The sequence below is a fragment of the Arthrobacter sp. StoSoilB19 genome (genome assembly GCF_019977275.1).
Lineage (GTDB): Bacteria > Actinomycetota > Actinomycetes > Actinomycetales > Micrococcaceae > Arthrobacter.
In genome coordinates this window covers 360,180-380,306 of sequence record NZ_AP024650.1, presented here as the reverse complement: position 1 = coordinate 380,306, position 20,127 = coordinate 360,180, and the positions used below count along the sequence as shown (strand labels likewise).

The window sequence follows — 20,127 nt, the reverse complement described above, 5'->3', positions numbered from 1 at the left end:
GAGACGAGGAGCAGAGGTGCCCGGCAGAAAAATTCACGATCGGATACCTCCGCGTTCAGCCAGGACCGGCACGGGCGCGGCCGGCGCGGCAGCGTACCGGTACCGCGGCGTCCCGAAGCCGGACCCCGCCACGGCCCGAGCCCAACAAGTCCTGGCCATGCTGGCCCAGCTGAGGACGACCCTCGCACTTCGGTCCAGCAGGGTACGTGCCCTCACCGCCGAGTTGGGTGATTGCCTTGCCCAGGCCGTGTGCGATGGCGTGAAGGTTGCCGCCGTCGCGAAGGCCGCCGGACAGCCTGCAGCAAGTATCCGGTCTGCCGCGCTGGCACGCGGCGAGCTGTACCCGTCCGGCCAAACCCGGAGCGGGCATCTTCACCTCATTGCGGGATTGGCTTCAGAGCTGGCGGCAGCAGAAGGCGCCCGGAACGACGCGGAAGAACAACGAACGCAGGTTCTGGCCCTGGCCAGGAAATCCCGGCTCCTTGACGACTACCAACTTGCCGGGGCAAGCGGGCTTAAGTCCGACGAAATCCGCAAAATGACCAGGGGCGTCGGCTTGCGTGTGGCCCAGCCGCAGTAATGGTCCCGCCTGATCCCCGGCCGGCGGGCCGGCGGGCCTTCCGCCCTCCCATCCCCGTTCCACGGCGAGCTTCCGTGTTGTCCAAGGTCTCCGGTCCTTCGACTCCAAGCCATAACAAATCGCTATGTAGGTACATAAAAGCCGACTTTGTGTGACCCATACCGCAAACGTTAACTTGATGTTTGAGGCCGGTCCGCAAAGCCGTAAACACGATTTGCGAGAGAGCTCACAGCAGGACCAACAGGACATTCCACTCAAGATCTCTTTCCGAGAGCCCAGGTTTAGCGGCAACCGGTGTTCACCCATCACCCACGGAGACGAAATGACAGAAACCACACTTCCCAGGAAGACCCCGGTCAAGGCCGCAATCGCGGCCTGGATCGGTACGACGTTGGAGTACTACGACTTCGCGGTGTACGGCACCTCGTCGGCGCTGGTTCTGAACGTGCTCTTCTTTTCACCCGAGCTGCCCCAGGGCCTCAGCGTACTGCTCGCCATGATCACCTTCGCGGTCGGCTACGCGGTGCGCCCCCTCGGCTCCCTCATCCTGGGGCCGCTGGGCGATCGTCGCGGCCGCAAGTTCGTCATGATGATCACGCTGTTCGGCATCGGCGGCTGCACCTTCCTGATCGGGTGCCTCCCCACATACGCCCAAATCGGGCCTCTTGCTCCAGTCCTGCTCGTGCTGATCCGCGTCATCCAGGGACTGTGCCTTTCCGGCGAGCAGCCCAGTGCCATCACCATGAGCCTGGAGCATGCTTCCGAAGGCCGGCGCGGGTTCCTCGCGAGCTTCACCACTTTGGGTTCCTCCTCGGGCACGCTGCTCACTCTGCTGGTCTTCATCCCGATCGCCGCCATGCCCTCGGAGCAGTTGCTGAGCTGGGGTTGGCGGCTGCCGTTCTGGGCCTCCGCCCTCGTAGTCGTCGCCGCCTACCTGATCCGCCGCCACATTGAGGAGCCGCCGGAGTTCGTAAAGGCCCAGGCCGCCAAGGTGAACGTTGCTCCCCTCCGGCACCTTCTGCGCTTCCACTGGCGTGCGGTGCTGCGGATCGTGTTTTGTGCCCTCATCGCGGGCACGAGCTACATGATGCAGACCTTCTCGGTGGCATTCGGTACCGCCGGCTACAAGCTGGATAAGCCGACCATGCTCCTGACGACCACAGTCTCGGCCGTGATCGCGCTCGGCATCACGCCCCTGGCAGGATTCCTTGTGGACAAGATCGGCCGCAAAACGATGTTCCTCATCGCAACGGGCGGCGTGGGCGTCACGATGGTCCCCTACCTGTGGTCAATCACGACCGGGAACTGGTCGCTGATCTTCCTGTTCGGCATCATCAACTACTCCCTCTTCTACTCAATGGTGAACGCGTCCTGGCCGTCATTCTTCGCGGAGATGTTCCCCGGCCGCCTGCGCGTCTCCGGACTCGCCCTTGGGACTCAGGTCGGCTTCGCCATCTCGGGCGTCATCGGCCCCGTTCTCTCGACAGCCCTCGCTGGCCCCGACCTGAAAGATTGGGTCGGACCGTCCATGGTCGCGCTCGGGTTCATGGTCCTGGCCGGAGCCTCAGCCCTGACCGCCAAGGAGACCAAAAAGTACACCCTCAAGGAGCTCGACGAGGTGCAGCAGAGCGAACGGGAAACGTCCGTCCTCACGGCCGCGGCCATGTCCCCAAGCTCAGCTGCCCGCGGCCTCGCTGGTTAGACCCAAAAGCGGGATGACGGGATATCTCCCTTGAGATGATCACGGACTCGCTGAACGTCCCACAACGTTGATTCAGTTGTGAACAAGTGAAGACCTCTTAATGACGGCACCAACAGCCAACCACTAAGAGGTCTTCCTGTCGCCAGGGCCGCTCCGGCTGGCTGCAGCACGCCAACCAAAACTTCAACGGCCGCGGCCACCGGCCCGAAGCACGACGGGATCCGCAAGCTGACCAGGGGCATCGCTGCACCGTAACGGCCCGGGCACCTGAGTCCGGTCCGGAAGACCCTGGCCCGCCGCCCCAATAAGTGCTGGGATAGTGCCGGCAACTGCTGGCGATGTGGAGGCGATGGGCATGGCACGGTTGAACGGGCGTATTGCGTTGGTGACCGGTGCCACCGGTGGGATCGGGCGGGCAGTGGCTGCCGGCCTTGCCCGCGAAGGCGCAACTGTCGTGGTGGTGGGCCGGACCGTGGCGCGTGCCCAGGCGGCGATGGCCGATATCCGGACCCGCGTTCCGGGCGCGGAGCTTGAGCCGCTGGCCTGCGACCTGTCACTGCAGTCTTCGATCCGCTCTGCCGTGGACGGGTTCCGCTCCCGTCATGGCAGCTTGCATGTGCTGGTGAACGCGGCCGGCGTGTTCCGCAAGGAACGCCTTGAAACTGCCGAAGGGCTGGAGCTCACCTTCGCCACCAACGTGATGTCCTACTACCTGGTCACCGGGCTCCTGCTGGACGATCTCAGGAAGGGTGCGTCCGCCGCCCTGCCGTCGCGCGTCATCAACATCGCGTCCAAGTACGGCAATGTCCGGATCCCGTTCGATGACCTGCAGACGGCGAAGGGGAAATACAGCTTCCTCCGTTCCACGCCGCCCACCATGCTGGGCCGGGTCCTCCTGACCCAGGAATTCGCCGCCAGGCTGCGTGGAACAGGGGTGGTGGTCAACGCCGTCCATCCCGGACTGGTGAAGAACACGGGGCTGTTGCAGGACGTGGGCGGCCCGTTCCGGTGGATCACGAACACCCTGGGAAAGTCGGCAGAGAAGGCTGCCGACACGCCGCTCTGGCTGGCAACCTCACCCGAGACGGCGGTGCTGACCGGCAAGCTGTGGGCAGGCCGGAAAGAGCTTCCCACCCCCGGCATGGGTTCTGACCCGGAGGCGCGGCGGCGGCTGTGGGACGCCTGTGCCGGCCTGGCGGGGACTGACTTCCGGTGAGCGTCGCCGTGCATGGCCGCCGCACGCGCCGCATGCCGGGGCAGCCCCGCATGCCGGGGCGGCGCCGGATGCCGGGGCACGGGAATTTGTTGCCCGCGTCCGGCGTTGTCGATCTGTCCAGAACAATCTGGACATCAGCAGCTGGACAGGAGAACACACCACATGTCAGTTGACTACGACGCTCCACGGGTCACGCCCGAGGAAGAGCCGAACGTCGCCCTGGAGGAGCTGAAGTCCGATAAGTCCGGCCGCCGGGAGGCAGCTCCCGACATGGACGAAACGGACCTGGCGGACAGCTTCGAGCTGCCCGGCGCGGACCTCTCCAACGAGGAACTCCTCATTCAGGTGGTCCCGGTGCAGGCAGACGAATTCACCTGTATGTCCTGCTTCCTGGTCCACCACCGCAGCCAGTTGGCGCGCGAGAAGGATGGCAAGAAGTACTGCAAGGAATGTGAGGGCTAGCAGGGGCACGACGGCCGGCAGCGTTCGGTTTCCAACCATTGGAATCTGCACTCGTGGCCGGAGCGATGGACAGCCATGATGTAGGTCACGCTCCGGCAAAGGCCGGCCGACTGGAAAGAAGGAAACCATGTCCCTCAGCGTTGAGGAAATGAACAAGCAGCTCCCGGCGGCCAACGTGCTGCCCGGAGAGGCAGTCCCGTATTACATGGCGTCGGGCGAGGGCGCGCGCTACGAAATCAACGGCCAGTTAGTAACGGTCATCGCCCGCGCCGCCGATACGGGCGGCATCTTCAGCGCGGCCTACATCTCCGGCGGAATGGGGGCCGAATCCCCCTTTGTCAGCCACAGCATCGAACACAAGACCCTCTACGTCTTCGACGGAATCCTGCACGTCTGGCTGCCCGGCGAGAGCAGGATCCTCACCCCCGGAGACTCGGTGGTCATCCCGCCGAACACCCCGCACGCCTACCGGATGGCAAGCCACTACACCCGGTTCCTGAACTGGATGACGCCCGGCGGCGGCGAAAAGTACTACGAGCGGGTGGGAACGCCCATTGATTCGCACGTCCCGCCGGTGCGCGCCGGACACAAGGCCAGCCTGCAGGAGCAGGCCGAGGTGGGCGCCGAGTTCGGCATCACCTTCCCCGACGTCCAGCGCGTGGCGCCGTCGTTCAAGAACGACGCCGGCCTCCCGCCTGCCCAGAGCCCCTACTTCCTGAGTGCCGGGGAGGGTGAGCGACTGGTCAGCTACCAGACCATGTTCACCTACCTGTCCCGGCCGGCCAACACCGGTTCGAGCTACTTCGCCGTGCACACCAAGGGCGCCAAGTCCCCCTACATCCCGCTGCACTTCCACTCACAGCACACGGAAAACTTCCTGTGCACCGAGGGCCGGATGTGGCTGTACGCCAACGGCCGGGAAATGCTGCTGACCAAGGGAGACTTTGTGCACGCCCCCGCGGGAACCATCCACTCGTTCGCGTTTGATGCCCACAACACCCAGATGGTGGGGTTCCTGACGCCGTCCGTGTTCAACGGGTTCTTCGAGTACTTCAACCAGCCCACCGAGGACTACATGTACACCGAGGGCGGCGAACCCTACATGGACCTGGAAGGTTTCGGCCGCGCCCAGGCCGAAATGGACCTGACCGTGGTGGGGCCGCCGCCCCAGCGCCGCGCGGCACTGGACATCCCCTAACCGCTGCTCCCAAGGCCAGGGCCCGGACTTCCGAAAGGAAATCCGGGCCCTGGCTTTGTCATCAATCCATTGCTCCGTAGCGGCCGTTCCGGACACTCAAAAACGGCAGTTACGGAGCAGCCGATGGGTATTGCCTGACCAGTTCGCGGCCGTAGTCGTTGCCGTTGGGGGTGCGGACCACGGTGTGCATGTGGAACGGGGCAGGTTCGTCGTTGCTGAGGAACACGCCGGTGTGGTGGTCCAGTTCCAGCACCACCACAGGGCTTTGCAGGCGGAAGTAGAAGGCTTCCTCCCCCTCCCAGCCGCCGATCCAGCTGAAGAACGATTCACCGTAGTGCTGCTGGATCTCCCGGCGCCGCGCGGCGCGGGGCCCGTCCGGCAGGTAGGCGATGAAGTCATCCACCACCGCGTCCAGCAGTTCCCGGGCCTCCGGGGGCATATCCCGCACGGGGATGCCCTCACAGGGGATCACCCGGTTATCCTGGAAGCACCCGCCAAGGTGCCGCTCGTCGCCCGGGTGGAGGCGGCCTTCGGGCATGGCCGCGTCCACCATCGACGCGTAGACGGTGGCGCCAGCCCGGAGCTGGGGGGGCAGCGCGCCCATCAGCTGCCGGGCCAGGGCGATGCGCTCCTTGAACACCTTCACGCCCCGGTGCGGGCCGGCGTCGATCATGTCCGGTTCGGCGCCCATGAACACTGGCGACACCACCAGCTGCGTCCCCGCCACCAGGCAGTTCAGCGCCGCGTGGTGGCCGAAGAGCTGCCACCCCCACGGTTCGGTCTCGGACGGTTCGCCGTAGAGGGCAAAGTTGTAGCTGAACTCGTTCATGAGCAGCGGCAGCTCCACCAGGTCGCCCAGGAACCCGTTGATGCGCATCAGGTTCCGCACCAGCTCAAACCCCTGCGGGCTCAGGCTTGCTTCCACCACGCCCAGGGCAGCGTCGCGGACCGGTGGTTCCAGCTCATCCAGGCGCAGCCCGGTATCGTGCTGCATGAATTCGGGGTTGGCCCAGCTTTGCCACTCGGGCGCATCCACGGCGTAGCTGAGCTTCCGCGCCTGGTCCGCAGTGACGGTGCCCAGCAGCTTGCGGGCCGCGGCCACCATCTCCGCGGCAGGCGCTTCCTCCCCGGGCCCGGCCGGTGCCAGCGGGTACAGGCCTTCCCGGCGCACGCCGTCGCTGGTGATGCCGGTGAAGGGCTGCGGGTACAGCTTCTGCCAGCCTTCGATCATGGGCCCGGCGAACGCGTCGGTCTTGGCAGCTTCTGCGTACTCGCGGGCGTTCAGGCCCCGGATGTCCGCCACGCGCGGGTGGTCCGGAGGAAACAGGTAATCACGGAATGACGGCGTCGACACGGTTACTCCTGGTGTTCTCAAGGGAAGTGGGCGACCATCCGGCCGCCACGGATAGGGCTGCGCCCGCGGCGGGGGCGGAATTTCCGCGCCAGGCCACGTGCTGGTCCGGGCGGACCAGCACGGCGTTGGCGCCCCACACGTGGGAAAGGGGCCTGCCGTCGTCGGAAGGTCCGACGACTGCGACGGTCACCGGAACGCCCGTTCGGGCGGCGGCCGCCAACACCGGCTGGGCGACTTCAGCCGCGGTCGCGCCTGCCGCGCCGGCGTCCACCAGCAAGGTGAATCCGGTGCCCAGATGGCTGTACAGGGAGGTGCCGTCCGCCAGCCATGCGTGCGGCAGCAGGGCGCCCGGGCTGGCGGAAGGTACGTAGCGGATGGGGTCTTCGGCCGGGACTGGCAGGCCGTCGGGAACCACGAGGGCCGACTCCGCGTACGAGTAGCCCAGGACCAGGCCCAGGGAGTCGAACTCGCTCTGCTTCACGGCGAGCGCGTCGTGGGCAGCCCGGCGCGCAGCGTCACCACGGGTCCCGGCAAGCGCCAGGTGCGGATCCGCAAAATGGTACGCCAGGGCCTTGCCGTTCTCCGCGGCGTCGCGGATGGTGCGGGCTGCCACGGGCCGGCGTTCTTCCCCGTAGCTGGGCAGGAGGCCGGGGCCTGCCCAGCCGTTGACGGCGGCGGCGAGCTTCCAGGCCAGGTTGGCGGCGTCGCCGATGCAGGTGTTGAAGCCGTGGCCGCCCCATGGCGGGTTGAGGTGGGCGGCGTCGCCCACCAGGAAGATGTTGCCGCGGCTGTACTCCGGGGCCAGCAGCATGCGGGCCGTCCAGGGGTCCGTGGCCACCACTTCGACGTCCACCTCAGTGCCTACCAGCGCCCGGACCATCGCGGCAGCATCGGCGGCGGTGACGGTCACGGCCGGATCCACGCCCTGGACAATCGCCCACCAGGTGTCGGTGCGGTCCATGGGCCCCACCATTCCCGAGGTCTCCGATCCCACCACCCAATACTGCACGGCAGGATCCAGCGAGACGGCGGAGGCCAGTGACCGTGAACGGAACAGGATGCTGATGTTGGACAGGGCTGCGGAGCCGCCCTCCAGGCGCATCCCCAGGCTGCGGCGCACCGCAGAGGATCCGCCGTCGGCGCCGATAACGTAGTTCGCGCGGATGGTGCGGCAGGTACCGGAAACATCGGCGATGACGACGGCGTACGGCGCCGTGGCTGCCACGCCTTCCGGATCAGCGGCATCTTCGGGAGCGGCGGCGTGGGAAAGTCCGGCGTGATGGCTGCCGGCTTCGTCTCCGCGGGCGCCCGGCCCCTGAACCTCCTGGACCTCCTGGACGGACCACCCGGTCACAAACGTGACCAGCGGGTTGTCCGCGACAGCCGCGCGGAGCACCTCTTCGAGGACCGGCTGCGGCACCTGCTGGCCGCACTCCGGCTGGGGCCCGTAGGTGCCGGGAACCAGCTGGAAGGCGTGCCGGAACCGGCGGAGTTCATGTGCGGAAGGCCCGGTGAGCGCGGTGCAGAAGATGACGTCCCGGGCGTAGTCCACCGGCAGCGGCGAAGCCTTCCGGAGCGCGTCGGCAAGGCCCAGCCGGCGCAGGTGCGTCATGGTGCGGGCATTGGTGGTCTTGGCCCGGGGCCGGGTGGGGTCCACGGCGGTCCGGGGATCGATGACGGTGCTGGGGACCCCGCGGGATGCCAGGTCCAGGGCCAGGAACAGCCCGCTGGGGCCGCCGCCGGAAACCAGGACCCGCGCCTCCTCCGGGATGTCCGCGGGGCCGGCGTTCTGGAACGTGCTCATCAGGCACGGCTCCGGAGGGAGGGATCGCCTACGGGCGTGGTCAGGGTGCCGAGCTTCTCGATCTCCACCTCGACGGTGTCACCGGGCTGCAGCAGCCACTGCGGGGTGCGGGCGTACCCCACGCCTTCCGGTGTTCCGGTGGCAATGACGTCGCCCGGGTGCAGGGTGAACGTTTGGCTGATGAGCGCGATGATGGCCGGGACGGAGAAGATCATGTCGCGGGTGTTGCCGTTTTGGGCTTCGATTCCGTTCACGCGCGTGCGCACCTGCAGCCCGTCCCGCAAGTCGCCCACCTCGTCGCGGCTGACCAGTGGACCAAGGGGTCCGCTGAAGTCGCCGTTCTTGCCCAGGGTCCACTGCGACGTCAGTTTCTGGGCCCTGCGGGAGGTGATGTCGTTGAAGGTGGAGTAACCAAAGACGGCGCCGGCAGCTGTTACCTCATCCGCGGACTCGACGCGCCGGCCGATGTAGGCGGCCACTTCGCCCTCCCAGTCCAGTCCCGACTCGCCGGCCGGGACGGGAACCGGGACGTTGCCCACGGACAGGGACGCCGTCCAGCGGGCAAACAGGGTGGGGTACGGCGGCAGTTCCTGGTCCTTGAAGCTGCCTTCCGCCACGTGCGCCTTGTAGTTCAGGCCCACGCAGATGACCCGTGCGGACGCCGGGACGAGCGGCACCTCGGTGACGGTGCCGCGCTCCAGCCAGGCGCCGGCGTCGGACGCGTCATGCTCTGCCGCGCCGGCAACCAACGATGCCGCTTTGTCCTGCCAGCCTTCCGCGTCGGTCCAGAAGCCGGCGACGGGTGCCAGCGGGAGGACGCGGGAACCGGCGAGCGCTGCTGCCCAGGGTTCGCCGTGGTGCGTGATGCCAATGAACTGCATGGAGGTGCCTTTCGGGTGTGTTCCGGGCGCATGGCGCACCGAAGGAAGTGGGGAAATCAGTGCTGCTTTGCCTGTCGGCAAAGGAAATCAATGGTGGCGGCGGTTGCCTGCCCGGCCGCCGAGCTGCCGCCGTCCGGCAGCTGCCACATGTGGTCCGCGTCTTCCAGCAGGAGAAGTTCGACGGCTGCACCGGCACCTTCCAGCGCTGCGGCGAGGCTGGTGGACTGCTCCACGGGGACGAACCGGTCCGCCGTTCCGTGGATCAGGAGGAAGGGAGGCACGCCTGGATGCACATAGGTGAGGGGGCTGGCCGCCCTGGCCTTGTCCGGGGCGTCGGCCGGCTGCGCTCCGATCAACAGCGCTTCACGGGAGCCGGGGTCATCGGCGCGGGCTATGGCATCCGTCCTGGCCTGTTCGCCCATGCGTTCCAGGTCCGTGGGCGGGTACCAGGCCACGACGGCGGCAACCTGGTCCCTGCCGTCGCGGTCCAGGGTGCCGGCGTCCAGGCTGCCGGCCGGTTGGGAGGATCCGCCAGTCAGGCCGAGGAGCGCGGCCAGGTGGCCGCCTGCCGAATCGCCCCAGGCGTAGATCCGGCGCGGATCCACGCCATAGTGGGCAGCGTGGGCGCGGAGCCAGCGGACCGCCGCCCTGGCGTCCAGCAGCTGGGCAGGGAAGGTGGCAACGTCCGTCAGGCGGTAGTCGGCGGAGGCCACCACGAACCCGGCGTCCACCAGCTGTTCGATGGGGCTGAGGCCGAAACCGTCCACCCCGGGCCCCAGCGAGGAGCGCTCACCCATCCGCCAGCCGCCCCCGTGGAAGTGGATCACGGCAGGGCGTCCGTCCTGGTCCGGGCCCTCCCCGGGAGTACCGGGAAGGTAGAGGTCCAGCAGCAGCGGGACTGCGTTTTGGGGCCGGGCGAACTCGATCCCCCGTTGGATCCGCAGTACCGTCATCGTTGACTCCATGTATGCCGCGCCGTTTCTGTCCTGTGTGCCTTTGAGCGGGCCAATCCCGGGCTCCGCGTTCATGGACTCAACTCTGGGCCATGGACGGCTCCGGACGCGCCGCCGGTTTCACTGAATGAAACCCCTTCGGCTGCACCTTCCTTCTGTTCGAGCAGCGCCTTCTGTTCAAGGAGCGCCGTCTGTTCAAGGAGCGCCGTCCCAGGACTTGAACCTGACGCGGCGTCAGGTCCTACCGTTGGCGGTATGGAACATCTGGATGAACCGCGCTGGAGCATTGGCGAACTGGCCGCGGCCACGGGGGTCACTGTCAGGGCGCTGCACCACTACGACAGCATCGGGCTGCTCCAGGCAAGCGCCCGGACCGCGGCAGGCCACCGCCGCTATACAGGCCAGGACCTCAGGCGCCTCTACAGCATCCGGGCCCTGCGGAGCCTGGGGGTGCCGCTGGGCGGGATCGCCGCCGTGCTGGACCGGTCGGGTGGCAGTCCGGAGTCCATGCGGGATCTCCTGCAGCGCCAACTGGACGCACTGGACGGGCAGGCTCTCCAGCTCGGGCAGCTCCAGCGGACCATCAGGGACCTGCTGGGCCGCATCAACCAGGGGGACGCCGCCCCTGCTTATTTCATGACCGTTTTGGAAAGGATGACGATGTTCGAGAACTACTTCACCGAGGACCAGCGCCGGGAGCTCGAGGAACAGCGCAAACGGCTGGGCCCGGAAGCCACTGAGGAATCCCGGACCGAATGGGCCGGGATGGTCAAGGAGGGCCTGCGCCAGGTGGACGCCGGTGTCCCTGCCAACAGCCCGGAGGCGAGGGAGCTGGTGCGCCGCTGGGATGAGCTGGGCTCCCGGTTCCACAGCAGCGAGGGCACCAAGGCGGCCGCCCGCGCCATGTGGAGCGACAACAGCGCCGAACTCAGCAAGGACCTGCCGTGGACGGTGCAGCAGATGCAGGCACTGGTGGCTCACCTGCAGGAAGCCCGTGAGGCGGGATAACCCGCTGACCAGGCCCCTCAGCTGACCGGGACCTCAGCTAACCCAGCCCCTCAGCTGACCAGGACCTGGGTGGCGGATTCCTTCAGCTTGCCGTTGGCCCACTTCATCTGGCGGATCGTCTGGGGATGGCACTTTTCGGCCAGGGCCAGCAGGTCCTTGTCCTTCATTCCCTGGGCAGCCTGGGCCAGCAGCTCCCAGTCGGCCGAGACCCCACACGCCATCAGGTACAGCTCCCGGAGGTCCCGCAGCAGCAGCATCCCGGTTTCCGGACGCCGGCCCACCATCTCACTGCCCTTCTCGCGAAGGGTCTCCATCAGCCCCGCTTCGCCGCGCGGCTCCGGGTCCAGGTCCTGGCCGTAGTTCCTGCCGATCTCCGCGATGTCCCGCACGTGCTGCTGGGACCAGCGCGCCAGGTCACGGGCCAGATGGTAGATCTCGTGGTCCACTTTGTGGCGCTCCGAGATGACCAGCAGGTGGTGTGCCAGGTCGTTCTCGGAGCGGTGCATTTCCTGAAGTACAAGCCCGAATTTCATCGTGCCCCTCCTGCCGTGCCGGTTTCTTCGTCAGCCAGGGCGGCGGCGGTCCCCTTGGTCCTGGCCTCTTCCGGGAAGTCGCCGACGGGAGCCGACGCCGTGGTGGTGGGCGCCAGGGACGGCCCGTCACCGCCGGAAACCCGGGTAATGCGCGCCGCCGCTGTCTTGAAGATGGGCTGCTTGGAGGCGGCGTCCCAGTCCGTGATGGTCAGCTCATTGGCCGCCCGGCCCGGGCCGTCCGGCCGGTGGCCGCCGTTGGTGTCCCAGTAGCCGTAGTGGAACGGCAGGAACAGCACCCCGTTCCGGATCCCGCTGATCCGCACCCTGGCACGGACTGAACCGCGGGGTGTCTCCACCTCTGCAAGGTCGCCCTCGGCAATCCCGTACGCGCCGGCGTCGTCCGCTGACAACTCCACCCAGACGTCCGGCGCGGCCGCCTGCAGCTCCGGCGCCCGGCCTGTCTTGGTGCGGGTGTGGAACTGGTAGAGCGTGCGGCCGGTGATGAGCTGGAGCGGGAAGTCCCGGCTGGGCAGCTCGTGCGGCGGCATGTACTCGGCGGCTTTGATGATGGCCTTGCCCTCCGGGTTGAGGGCCTTGTATTCGGACGGCTCCACGGGCGCCCCGGTGATCAGGTCGCGGCCGTACGTTTCGCAGTACTCCGGGTGGGCCCAGAACTTCCCGTCGGCATAGATGCGCTCCGTGCCGTCCGGGTTTTCCTCGTTGCACGGCCACTGGATGCCGGAGCCGCCGCGCAGCTTGTCATAGGTGATGCCGGTGTAGTCGCAGGGGCGGCCGCGGGTGCATTCCTTCCACGCTTCGAAGGCGGACTCTGGATCGTGCCACTTGATCAGCGGCTGCCCGTCCCTGTCCTGCAGGCCCATCCGGTGGGCGTAGTCGATGAAGATTTCCAGGTCGGGCCGGGCCTCACCGGGTGGGTCCACGGCCTTCTCCGACAGGTGGACGGTACGGTCCACGTTGGTGAAGGTGCCCGTCTTTTCGCCCCAGGTCGCAGCTGGAAGCACGACATCGGCCAGCTGGGCGGTCTCGGACAGGAAGATGTCCTGCACCACCAGGAACAGGCGGTCCTGTTCCAGGATGCTGCGGATCCGCTTCAGTTCGGGCAGCGAAACGGCGGGGTTGGTGCCGCTGACCCACAGCATCCGGATGGAGCCGTCCTCCGCGTACCGCATCATCTGCATGACGTGCGTTGGCGGTGAGTAGTGCGGGATGGACATGGGGTCGATGTTCCACACCCTGGCGAGGTCCTGGATGTGGGCGTCGTTGGACCAGTTGCGGAAGGCGGCCAGGTCGCCGTCGGCCCCGCATTCGCGGGTGTTCTCCGCGGTGGGCTGGCCGTTCATCTGCAGGATGCCGCAGCCTGGCTTGCCCAGCATGCCGCGGATGATGTTGATGTTGTTGACCTGGACAGCGGCGGCGGTGGCCTGGTTGGACTGGTAGAAACCCTGAAGCACCGTGGACAGCAGCCGCTCGGCGTGGCCGATGATACGGGCGGCTTCGGAGATCTGCTCCGCCGGGACGCCGCAGATCTCCGCCACCAGTGCGGGCGGGTAGTTCCTGACCTCTTTTTCGAGCTCCGGGAACCCCACCGTGTGGGCCTTGATGTACTCGTGGTCCACCCAGCCGTTGGCGATGATGTCGTGCAGGATCCCATTCATCAGGGCCACGTTGGTGCCCGGCCGTGGCGCCAGATGCAGGGTGGCCGCCTTGGCCACGGGGGTGAGGCGGGGATCCACGCAGATGATCTTGGGCGGGTTGGGTCCGGCCAGGCGGTCCAGCATCCTGGTCCAGAGGACGGTCTGGGTTTCCGCCACGTTGTGCCCGTAGAGGGCGATCACGTCCGCGTGGTCCACGTCCGTGTAGGAGCCGGGCTGGCCGTCGCAGCCGAATGATTCCTTCAGCGCCTCTCCGGCAGTGGCAGTGCACAGGCGGGTGTTTCCGTCCACGTGATTGGTGCCGATGCCGCCGTGCGCCAGGGTCCCCAAGGTGTAGTACTCCTCGGAAAAGAGCTGGCCCGTGGTGTAAAAGCCAATGGCGCTGGGGCCCTGTTCGGCCAGCAGCGCCTTGGAACGGTCCACCACGCGCTGCATGGCCGTGTCCCAGTCGGTTTCCACCAGCTTTCCGCCCTCGCGGATCAGGGGCGTGGTTAGCCGGTCGGCTGACGCGTTCGCCTGCCAGCCGTACAGGTCCTTCGGTCCCAGCCGGCCGTGGTTGACGCGGTCCACAGCCCGGCCGCGCACCCCGACAATGCGGTTGTCCTTGACCGCGATGTCCATGGCGTCGCCGTTGGAGTGCAGGAGGGACGCCGTCTGGACCCACCTGTCCACGTCCTCCGGGGCCACCCCTTCGGCCAGGTGGGTGTCCACCCTGACCGGCCACTCACCGCCACTGCCGTACGGTGTCCTTGTCCCCCATGGTTCAGCTATTCGGTCAATCCGAGCCATCTGTCCATCTCCTGTCCGGAACCGGCAGGCAACATCGGGAACGACGTTGTCCCTACCCGGTCCTGTACCCACGAAGTACGGATGGAAACAGGCCGGCTTCCGGGCCGTGGAGCGTGACGGCGCTGGTCAGGCCTGCTTTTCCTGCAGCGGGCGCCGGGCGAGCCAGGCAGCCACGATGGCGCCGGAAATGTTGTGCCACAGGGAGAAGACGGCGGACGGGAGCGCCGCCAGCGGGCTGAAGTGGGCGGTGGCCAGGGTCGCCGCCAGGCCGGAGTTCTGCATGCCCACCTCGAAGGCGAGGGCTCGGCGCGCCTTGTCGTCCAGGCGTCCGATTTTGCCGGCGAGGTAGCCCAGGCCCAGGCCAAAGCCGTTGTGCAGCACCACGGCAAGGAACACAATGGCGCCGGCCCCGATGATCTTGCCGGCGCTGCCGGCCACCACGATGGCCACGATCAGGGAGATCACGACGGCGGACGCCCACGGCAGTGCGGGCAGCACCTTTGCGACGAGCTTCTTGAGGAAGAGCCGGGCGAGCAGGCCTGCCACCACCGGCAGCAGCACGGTCTTGACGATGTCCAGGACCATGCCGGCGGCGTCGATCTGAAGGTAGGAACCGGCCAGGAACAGGACCAGCAGCGGGGTTACGATCGGGGCGATCAGGGTGGAGACGGATGCCACCGCCACCGAGAGGGCAACGTCGCCCTTGGCCAGGAACGCCATCACGTTGGAGGCCGTACCGGAGGGTGCGCATCCCACCAGGATGACGCCGACGGCCAGCTCGGGCTCGAGGTTGAGGGCGCCGGCGATCAGCCAGCCGGCCCCGGGCATGATGATGTAGTGGGCAACGATGCCCAGTGCCACCGCCCACGGACGCTTGGCCACGGCGGCGAAGTCCGGCGGAGTCAGGGTCAGGCCCATGCAGAACATGATGATGCCCAGCAGGTAGGGCACGCTGGGCGCCATGGGTTTGAAGACCCCGGGGAGCAGGAAGCCGATGACACCTGCGGCCACCACCAGGATGGGGAACATCGTCACCGCGATGCGGGCGATCTTGCTCTCCGCTTGCAGCGCAGGGTTGACGGGTGTCCCGTCCGGGGAATTATGGGATTTAGTTGCCTCAAGCATCCAACCATGCTGTCACCGGCTGGTATGGTTCCGCCAATTGATGACCGTGAACGGTAACAACGGCGGAACCATACGGGCCAGCGGGCACCTGCCCCGTTTTGGTGCTCAGAGCTGCTTGCGGAGCTCCATCTTGCGGATCTTGCCGCTGGCCGTGCGGGGCATGTCCGCCACCACCACCAGCGACTTGGGAATCTTGTACCGGGCCAGCCGGCCGTCCAGGAAGCTGCGCAGCTGCTCCTCCGTCAGCGATTCGCCCTCCCGCAGGGTCACGATGGCCTGGGGAACCTCGCCCCATTTGTCATCGCTAACCCCGATGACCGCCACGCTGCTGACAGCCCTGTGCTCCGCGATCACGGCTTCCACCTCGGCCGGGTAGATGTTTTCCCCGCCGGAGATGATCATGTCCTTGAGCCGGTCCGAGACGAACAGGAAGCCTTCCTGGTCCCGGTAGCCCATGTCCCCGGAGCGGAACCAGGCCCCGTCCGCGTAGCTGGCGGCGGTGGCCTCCGGCCGGTTCCAGTACTCCTTGATCACATTGGGGCCGGAGATCTGGATCTCCCCCACCCCGCCCGGGTCCACTGCACCGCCCATCGGGTCGGCGATCCGGACGTCCGTGAAGAAGTGCGGCAGGCCTGCCGAGCCCGCTTTGTCCCGGGACCTGTCGACTGGAAGCATGGTGGCGCCCGGCGCTGTTTCGGTCATGCCGTAGCAGCTGGTGAAGCCGATGCCGCGGTCCTCGTACGCATCCAGGACGCGGCGGGGGATGGCGGAGCCGCCGCAGGTGAGCTTGTCCAGGGAGCTGACGTCCGCCGCGGCCCATCCCGGATGCTCGCAGAGGAGCTGGAACGTGGTGGGCACGCCGTTAAGGGTGGTCACCTTGTGCTCCTGGATGAGTTCCAGGACCCTGGCGGGATCGAACTTCGCCTCAAGCACCACGGTGGCACCCTTCAGCAGCATCGGCAGCAGGCCCATGTCCAGCGACGCCACATGGAACAGCGGCGAGATCATCAGCGCCACATCGTTTCGGTTCAGGTCCATGTCCACGATGGTGTTGATGCAGTTCCACGTGATGTTCCCGTGGGTCAGCAGGGCACCCTTGGGCTTGCCCGTGGTGCCGGAGGTGTAGAGGATCATCGCCGCGTCATCGTGCCCCACCGGCACGTCGGCGGGATCCGGTGCCGCAGCCTGCAGCGCCTCCTCGTAGGGTGCCACCTCACAGGGAACGACGGCGGCGGGTGAGGTGCCGGCGGAAGGTTCAGTCCCGCCGTCGGCCGCTACAACCAGCCGGTGGGTGACGCCCGTACCTTCCAGGGCAGCAGCGGCAGACGCCCCCAGGGCGCCGGCGTTGACCAGGAGCCGGGCCCCGGAATCCTGCAGCTGGAACTGCAGTTCCGGCGGAGCCAGCCGGGTGTTGAGCGGCACGAAGATGGCACCGAGCAGACCGCAGGCAAAGAACGTTTCCACGAAGGAAGGGTGGTTCTCGCCCAGGTAGGCCACCCGGTCGCCCTTTGCCACTCCCCTGTCCCGGAGCGCGCTGGCCAGGCGGTCGGTCCTGTCGGCCAACTCTTCATAGCTCAGCGTGCGGGCTCCGGACAGGATGGCTGCCTTGGCGCCTGACTTCCGGCGGCGGCGGTGCAGCCAGGATCCAACTCCGTTGTTGTCCATGGTTCTCCTAACGGACCGTGGTGAGGTCGTTGTTCTTAGACTCGCGCGTCAGGGCGATGAAGACAATCGAGACGAGGGCCATGACGGACAGGAACACCACCACGGGAACGATGCTCTGGCCGGAGTCCTTGTAGAGCCCGGCCAGGATGCCGGGGGTGAAACCCGCCCCGATCAGGGTGGCCAGCTGGTAGCCGACCGCAGCGCCGGTGTAGCGGGACGTGGTGCCGAACTGTTCGGAGACGAAGGCTGCCAGCGGCCCGTACAGGGATGAGTGCAGGACCAGTGCCACGGTAAAGGCCACGAAGACAAGCCCGACGTTGCCGGAGCCCAGCATGCCGAACATGGGGAAAAGGTAGGCGATGAACAGGGCCAGTCCGGCAATCATCACGGGCCTGCGGCCAAAACGGTCGGACAGGCGGCCGCCCAGGAGGACGAAGATGATGGAGATGGCCGAGGCTCCGGCGAAGGCGTAAAGCACGCCCTGCTGCGGCGCCCCCTTGGACACGGCATACGTCACTGAGAACGTGGGCAGTACCACCTGCAGCCCGAACCCGGCGGCGCCGGCGAACATGATCATGATCAGGGCCTTGGGCCGGCGCAGCACCTCAAGCAGCGGGATCTTGCGCTTGGTGGTTGCCTGGGCCTCTTCCTTGGCCACGGCCTCGGCGAAGATGGGGCTCTCCGAGACCCGCAGGCGGACAAACATGCCCACGATCAGCAGCACGAAGGACAGCAGGAACGGCACCCGCCACCCCCAGGCCAGGAACGCGTCCTGCGGCAATGCCGAGAAGATGCCCATCACCACGGTGCCCAGCACGGCGCCGGTGGGGGCGCCGGCGTTGACGAAGGAGGCGGCGAAACCGCGCCGCCTGGGGTCGGCGTGCTCCAGGGCCATGAGCGCGGCACCGCCCCATTCACCGCCGACGGCGATGCCCTGGCAGACGCGCAGGAGCACCAGGATCACGGCGCCCCACGGCCCGATGACGCCGGCGCCGGGAATCAGGCCGATGAGGGTGGAGGCGATGCCCATCATGGCCATGGAGATGATCAGCATTCCCTTGCGGCCCACCTTGTCACCGAAGTGGCCGAAGATGATGCCGCCCAGCGGCCTGGCCAAGTACCCGGCGGCGAAGGTGGCGTAGGCCGCCACCACGCCCACCCATTCGTCCGTGCCGGCGAAGAAGACCTTGGGGAAAGCTACTGCTGCGGCCGTGGCGTACAGCAGGAAGTCGTAGAACTCGATGGTGCTGCCCAGATAGCTGGACAGGATGACCGTGCGCGCTTCCTTGCGCTTGGCGGCCGTGCCCGCGGGTGCGAGCGTGGTGTGTCCGGACATGGCTGTTCCTAGGGTTTGGGGAATGGGGTACGGAGGGAAGGGGATTTTGGGGTTGCCTGAAGAGGCGGCTCCGTGTGGTGCCGCCGTCGTGGTGAAGGGGTTACTGCTGGTAGCGCGGCCTACTTGTAGAAGCGGGCGAGGAATTCGGCGACGACGGCGGGGCGTTCCTGGCCTTCGATTTCGATGGTGGCGTTGACCTTGATCTGGGCGCCGCCCTTGACCTCGGTGACCTCGGCGATGGTGGCCTGCATGCGGACCTTGGAGCCGACCGTCACCGGGGAGGTGAAGCGGACTTTGTCCAGGCCGTAGTTGACCTTGGTGGTGACGCCGTCCACGTCGAACAGCTCGCCCCAGAACGGGATGATCAGCGACAGGGTGAGGAAGCCATGGGCGATGGGGGCGCCGAACGGGCCGTCCTTGGCGCGTTCGGGGTCGGTGTGGATCCACTGCTGGTCGTCGGTGGCGTCGGCGAAGAGGTTGATTTGTTCCTGGGTGATCTGGCGGTAGTCGGTGGTGCCGAGGTCCTTGCCGGACAGGGTGAGCAGGGTGTCGAAATCGACGACGAGATTGGGCATCGTTGCCTCCTGGGAGTTGTTTGTTGGGTGTGGAAGTTAGGTTCAGCGGGTGGGTGGTTCAGCGGGTGAAGGCGCTTTCGCCCGTGAGGGCGCGGCCGATGATGAGGGCGTTGATCTCGTGGGTGCCCTCGTAGGAGTAGACGGCTTCGGCGTCGGCGTGGAAGCGGGCCACATCCGTGGCCAGCGTGATGCCGTTGCCGCCCACCACCTCGCGGGCAAGGGCTACGGTGTCACGCATGAAAAGGGACGTCTGCATCTTTGCCAAAGCAGAGTCCTGGTCACGGTAGATGCCTTTGGCCTGCTGCTCGGTAAGCCGGACCACCAGGGACAGGGCGGAGGTGACGTTCCCCAGCATGCGGGCCAGTTTTTCCTGGACCAGCTGGAAGGAACCAAGGGTGCGTCCGAACTGCCGGCGTTCGTTGACGTAGGCCAGCGCGGCCTCGAACGCGCCGGCGGCGATGCCGGTGGCGATCCAGGCCACATCCGAGCGCATGGCCCGGAGCATTGCCGCGACGTCCCTGAAGGAGTTCACGTTCTGCAGGCGCATCGACTCAGGGACGCGGACACCGGTGAGGGTGATGTGGGCGTTCTGCATCATCCTGAGCGACGTCTTTCCGTGGATCTTTTCCAGCGTGATTCCGTCCGCGGCGCGGTCCAGGAGGAAGGCCTTGACCTGCCCGTCCGCGGCGTCCCGGGCAAACACGGCCAGGACGTCCGCGGTGGCTGCGCCCCCGATCCAGCGCTTGGCGCCGTCAAGGACCCAGCTGCCGTCAGCCTGCCGCCGGGCGGTGGTGGACAGTCCGCCGGCGATGTCCGAACCGGACCCGGGTTCGGTCAGCGAGAAGACGCCCTTGAGCGAGAAGTCGATGACCCTGGGCATCCATTCGGCCTGCTGTTCCGCCGAGGCACCCACGCGGATGGCCGTCCGGAACAGGCCGGCCTGGGCGGTATACCAGGTGGCCAGGGACGCGTCGGTGCGGGCAAGTTCAAAGATCCGGAAGCCCTGGTAGATGCCCCGTGCGGGTCCGTCCGCCGTGAGCCCGGCCGGTTCCATCAGGTCCAGGTCGATCAGCGGCCGCGCCAGCTGTTCGGGAAACTCGCCGCGTTCCCAGTACTCGGCCAGGAGCGGCCTGGCTTCCGCGTCCAGGAATGACCGCAGCCGGGACATGACCTGGCGCTCCTCGAGCGTGAGCAGGGACTCGGCGTCGTACCAATCCGCTGCTTCGTAAAGCCGGGCACCCAGGGCGGCATCCGCCGTCGTCAGCGTGCCCAT

The 20,127-nt window shown here is 67.1% G+C and carries 17 protein-coding genes; 6 read left to right on the top strand and 11 right to left on the bottom strand.

The features are described 5' to 3' along the window. Nucleotides 1–16 precede the first annotated feature (16 nt). From LDO86_RS01820 to LDO86_RS01800, 5 genes are all read left to right on the top strand, one after another. Nucleotides 17–580: a hypothetical protein gene (locus LDO86_RS01820; RefSeq protein WP_224084218.1), complete on the top strand. Its 564-nt coding sequence runs from the start codon at nt 17–19 to the stop codon at nt 578–580. A gap of 322 nt (nt 581–902) precedes the next feature. Beyond that, a complete protein-coding gene (locus LDO86_RS01815; RefSeq protein ID WP_056388237.1) occupies nt 903–2,282 on the top strand; it encodes an MFS transporter in 1,380 nt (459 codons plus the stop codon). A gap of 355 nt (nt 2,283–2,637) precedes the next feature. Beyond that, entirely contained in the window at nt 2,638–3,498 is an 861-nt protein-coding gene (locus tag LDO86_RS01810) for an SDR family NAD(P)-dependent oxidoreductase (protein WP_224084217.1), read from the top strand. Between the two features lie 162 nt (nt 3,499–3,660). Next, nucleotides 3,661–3,960 carry a DUF4193 domain-containing protein gene (locus LDO86_RS01805; protein WP_018772148.1) on the top strand — a complete coding sequence of 100 codons (300 nt, stop codon included), beginning with the start codon at nt 3,661–3,663 and terminating at the stop codon, nt 3,958–3,960. A 127-nt stretch (nt 3,961–4,087) separates the two neighbouring features. Further along, a complete protein-coding gene (locus LDO86_RS01800; protein WP_018772149.1) occupies nt 4,088–5,158 on the top strand; it encodes a quercetin 2,3-dioxygenase in 1,071 nt (356 codons plus the stop codon). A gap of 109 nt (nt 5,159–5,267) precedes the next feature. On the opposite strand, the gene LDO86_RS01795 is transcribed toward LDO86_RS01800, so the two are convergent. From LDO86_RS01795 to LDO86_RS01780, 4 genes are read right to left on the bottom strand one after another with little or no spacing between them, the layout of a single operon-like run. Next, on the bottom strand, nt 5,268–6,512 hold the full coding sequence (locus tag LDO86_RS01795) for a DUF3500 domain-containing protein (protein ID WP_018772150.1): 1,245 nt from the start codon (nt 6,510–6,512) through the stop codon (nt 5,268–5,270). Then, on the bottom strand, nt 6,490–8,316 hold the full coding sequence (locus tag LDO86_RS01790) for an FAD-dependent monooxygenase (protein ID WP_018772151.1): 1,827 nt from the start codon (nt 8,314–8,316) through the stop codon (nt 6,490–6,492). Before LDO86_RS01790 ends, LDO86_RS01795 begins: the two co-directional genes overlap by 23 nt. Further along, nucleotides 8,316–9,197, bottom strand: coding sequence for a fumarylacetoacetate hydrolase family protein (locus LDO86_RS01785; protein WP_018772152.1), 882 nt, complete (start codon nt 9,195–9,197; stop codon nt 8,316–8,318). The genes LDO86_RS01790 and LDO86_RS01785 overlap by 1 nt, the downstream gene beginning before the upstream one ends. 56 nt (nt 9,198–9,253) lie before the next feature. Next, complete coding sequence (locus tag LDO86_RS01780; RefSeq protein ID WP_018772153.1) at nt 9,254–10,150, bottom strand: alpha/beta hydrolase; 897 nt, start codon at nt 10,148–10,150, stop codon at nt 9,254–9,256. Nucleotides 10,151–10,405: 255 nt separating this feature from the next. On the opposite strand from LDO86_RS01780, the gene LDO86_RS01775 reads away from it, so the two are divergent. Then, a complete protein-coding gene (locus LDO86_RS01775; protein WP_018772154.1) occupies nt 10,406–11,158 on the top strand; it encodes a MerR family transcriptional regulator in 753 nt (250 codons plus the stop codon). 50 nt (nt 11,159–11,208) lie between these two features. Here the strand turns inward: LDO86_RS01775 and LDO86_RS01770 are convergent, their stop codons facing one another. The 7 genes from LDO86_RS01770 to LDO86_RS01740 form a co-directional block, all read right to left on the bottom strand. Continuing rightward, nucleotides 11,209–11,691 carry a hypothetical protein gene (locus LDO86_RS01770; RefSeq protein ID WP_018772155.1) on the bottom strand — a complete coding sequence of 161 codons (483 nt, stop codon included), beginning with the start codon at nt 11,689–11,691 and terminating at the stop codon, nt 11,209–11,211. Beyond that, nucleotides 11,688–14,153, bottom strand: coding sequence for a nitrate reductase (locus LDO86_RS01765; RefSeq protein WP_043425691.1), 2,466 nt, complete (start codon nt 14,151–14,153; stop codon nt 11,688–11,690). Before LDO86_RS01765 ends, LDO86_RS01770 begins: the two co-directional genes overlap by 4 nt. Nucleotides 14,154–14,279: 126 nt before the next feature. Beyond that, nucleotides 14,280–15,278 carry a bile acid:sodium symporter family protein gene (locus LDO86_RS01760; protein ID WP_018772157.1) on the bottom strand — a complete coding sequence of 333 codons (999 nt, stop codon included), beginning with the start codon at nt 15,276–15,278 and terminating at the stop codon, nt 14,280–14,282. 105 nt (nt 15,279–15,383) lie between these two features. Further along, nucleotides 15,384–16,943 (bottom strand): long-chain fatty acid--CoA ligase, encoded by a 1,560-nt coding sequence (locus tag LDO86_RS01755; protein WP_018772158.1) that lies wholly within the window; start codon nt 16,941–16,943, stop codon nt 15,384–15,386. A gap of 7 nt (nt 16,944–16,950) precedes the next feature. Then, nucleotides 16,951–18,279 (bottom strand): MFS transporter, encoded by a 1,329-nt coding sequence (locus tag LDO86_RS01750; protein WP_224084216.1) that lies wholly within the window; start codon nt 18,277–18,279, stop codon nt 16,951–16,953. Between the two features lie 119 nt (nt 18,280–18,398). Next, nucleotides 18,399–18,854: a MaoC family dehydratase gene (locus LDO86_RS01745; protein ID WP_018772160.1), complete on the bottom strand. Its 456-nt coding sequence runs from the start codon at nt 18,852–18,854 to the stop codon at nt 18,399–18,401. Between the two features lie 58 nt (nt 18,855–18,912). Further along, on the bottom strand, nt 18,913–20,127 hold the full coding sequence (locus tag LDO86_RS01740; protein WP_224084215.1) for an acyl-CoA dehydrogenase family protein: 1,215 nt from the start codon (nt 20,125–20,127) through the stop codon (nt 18,913–18,915).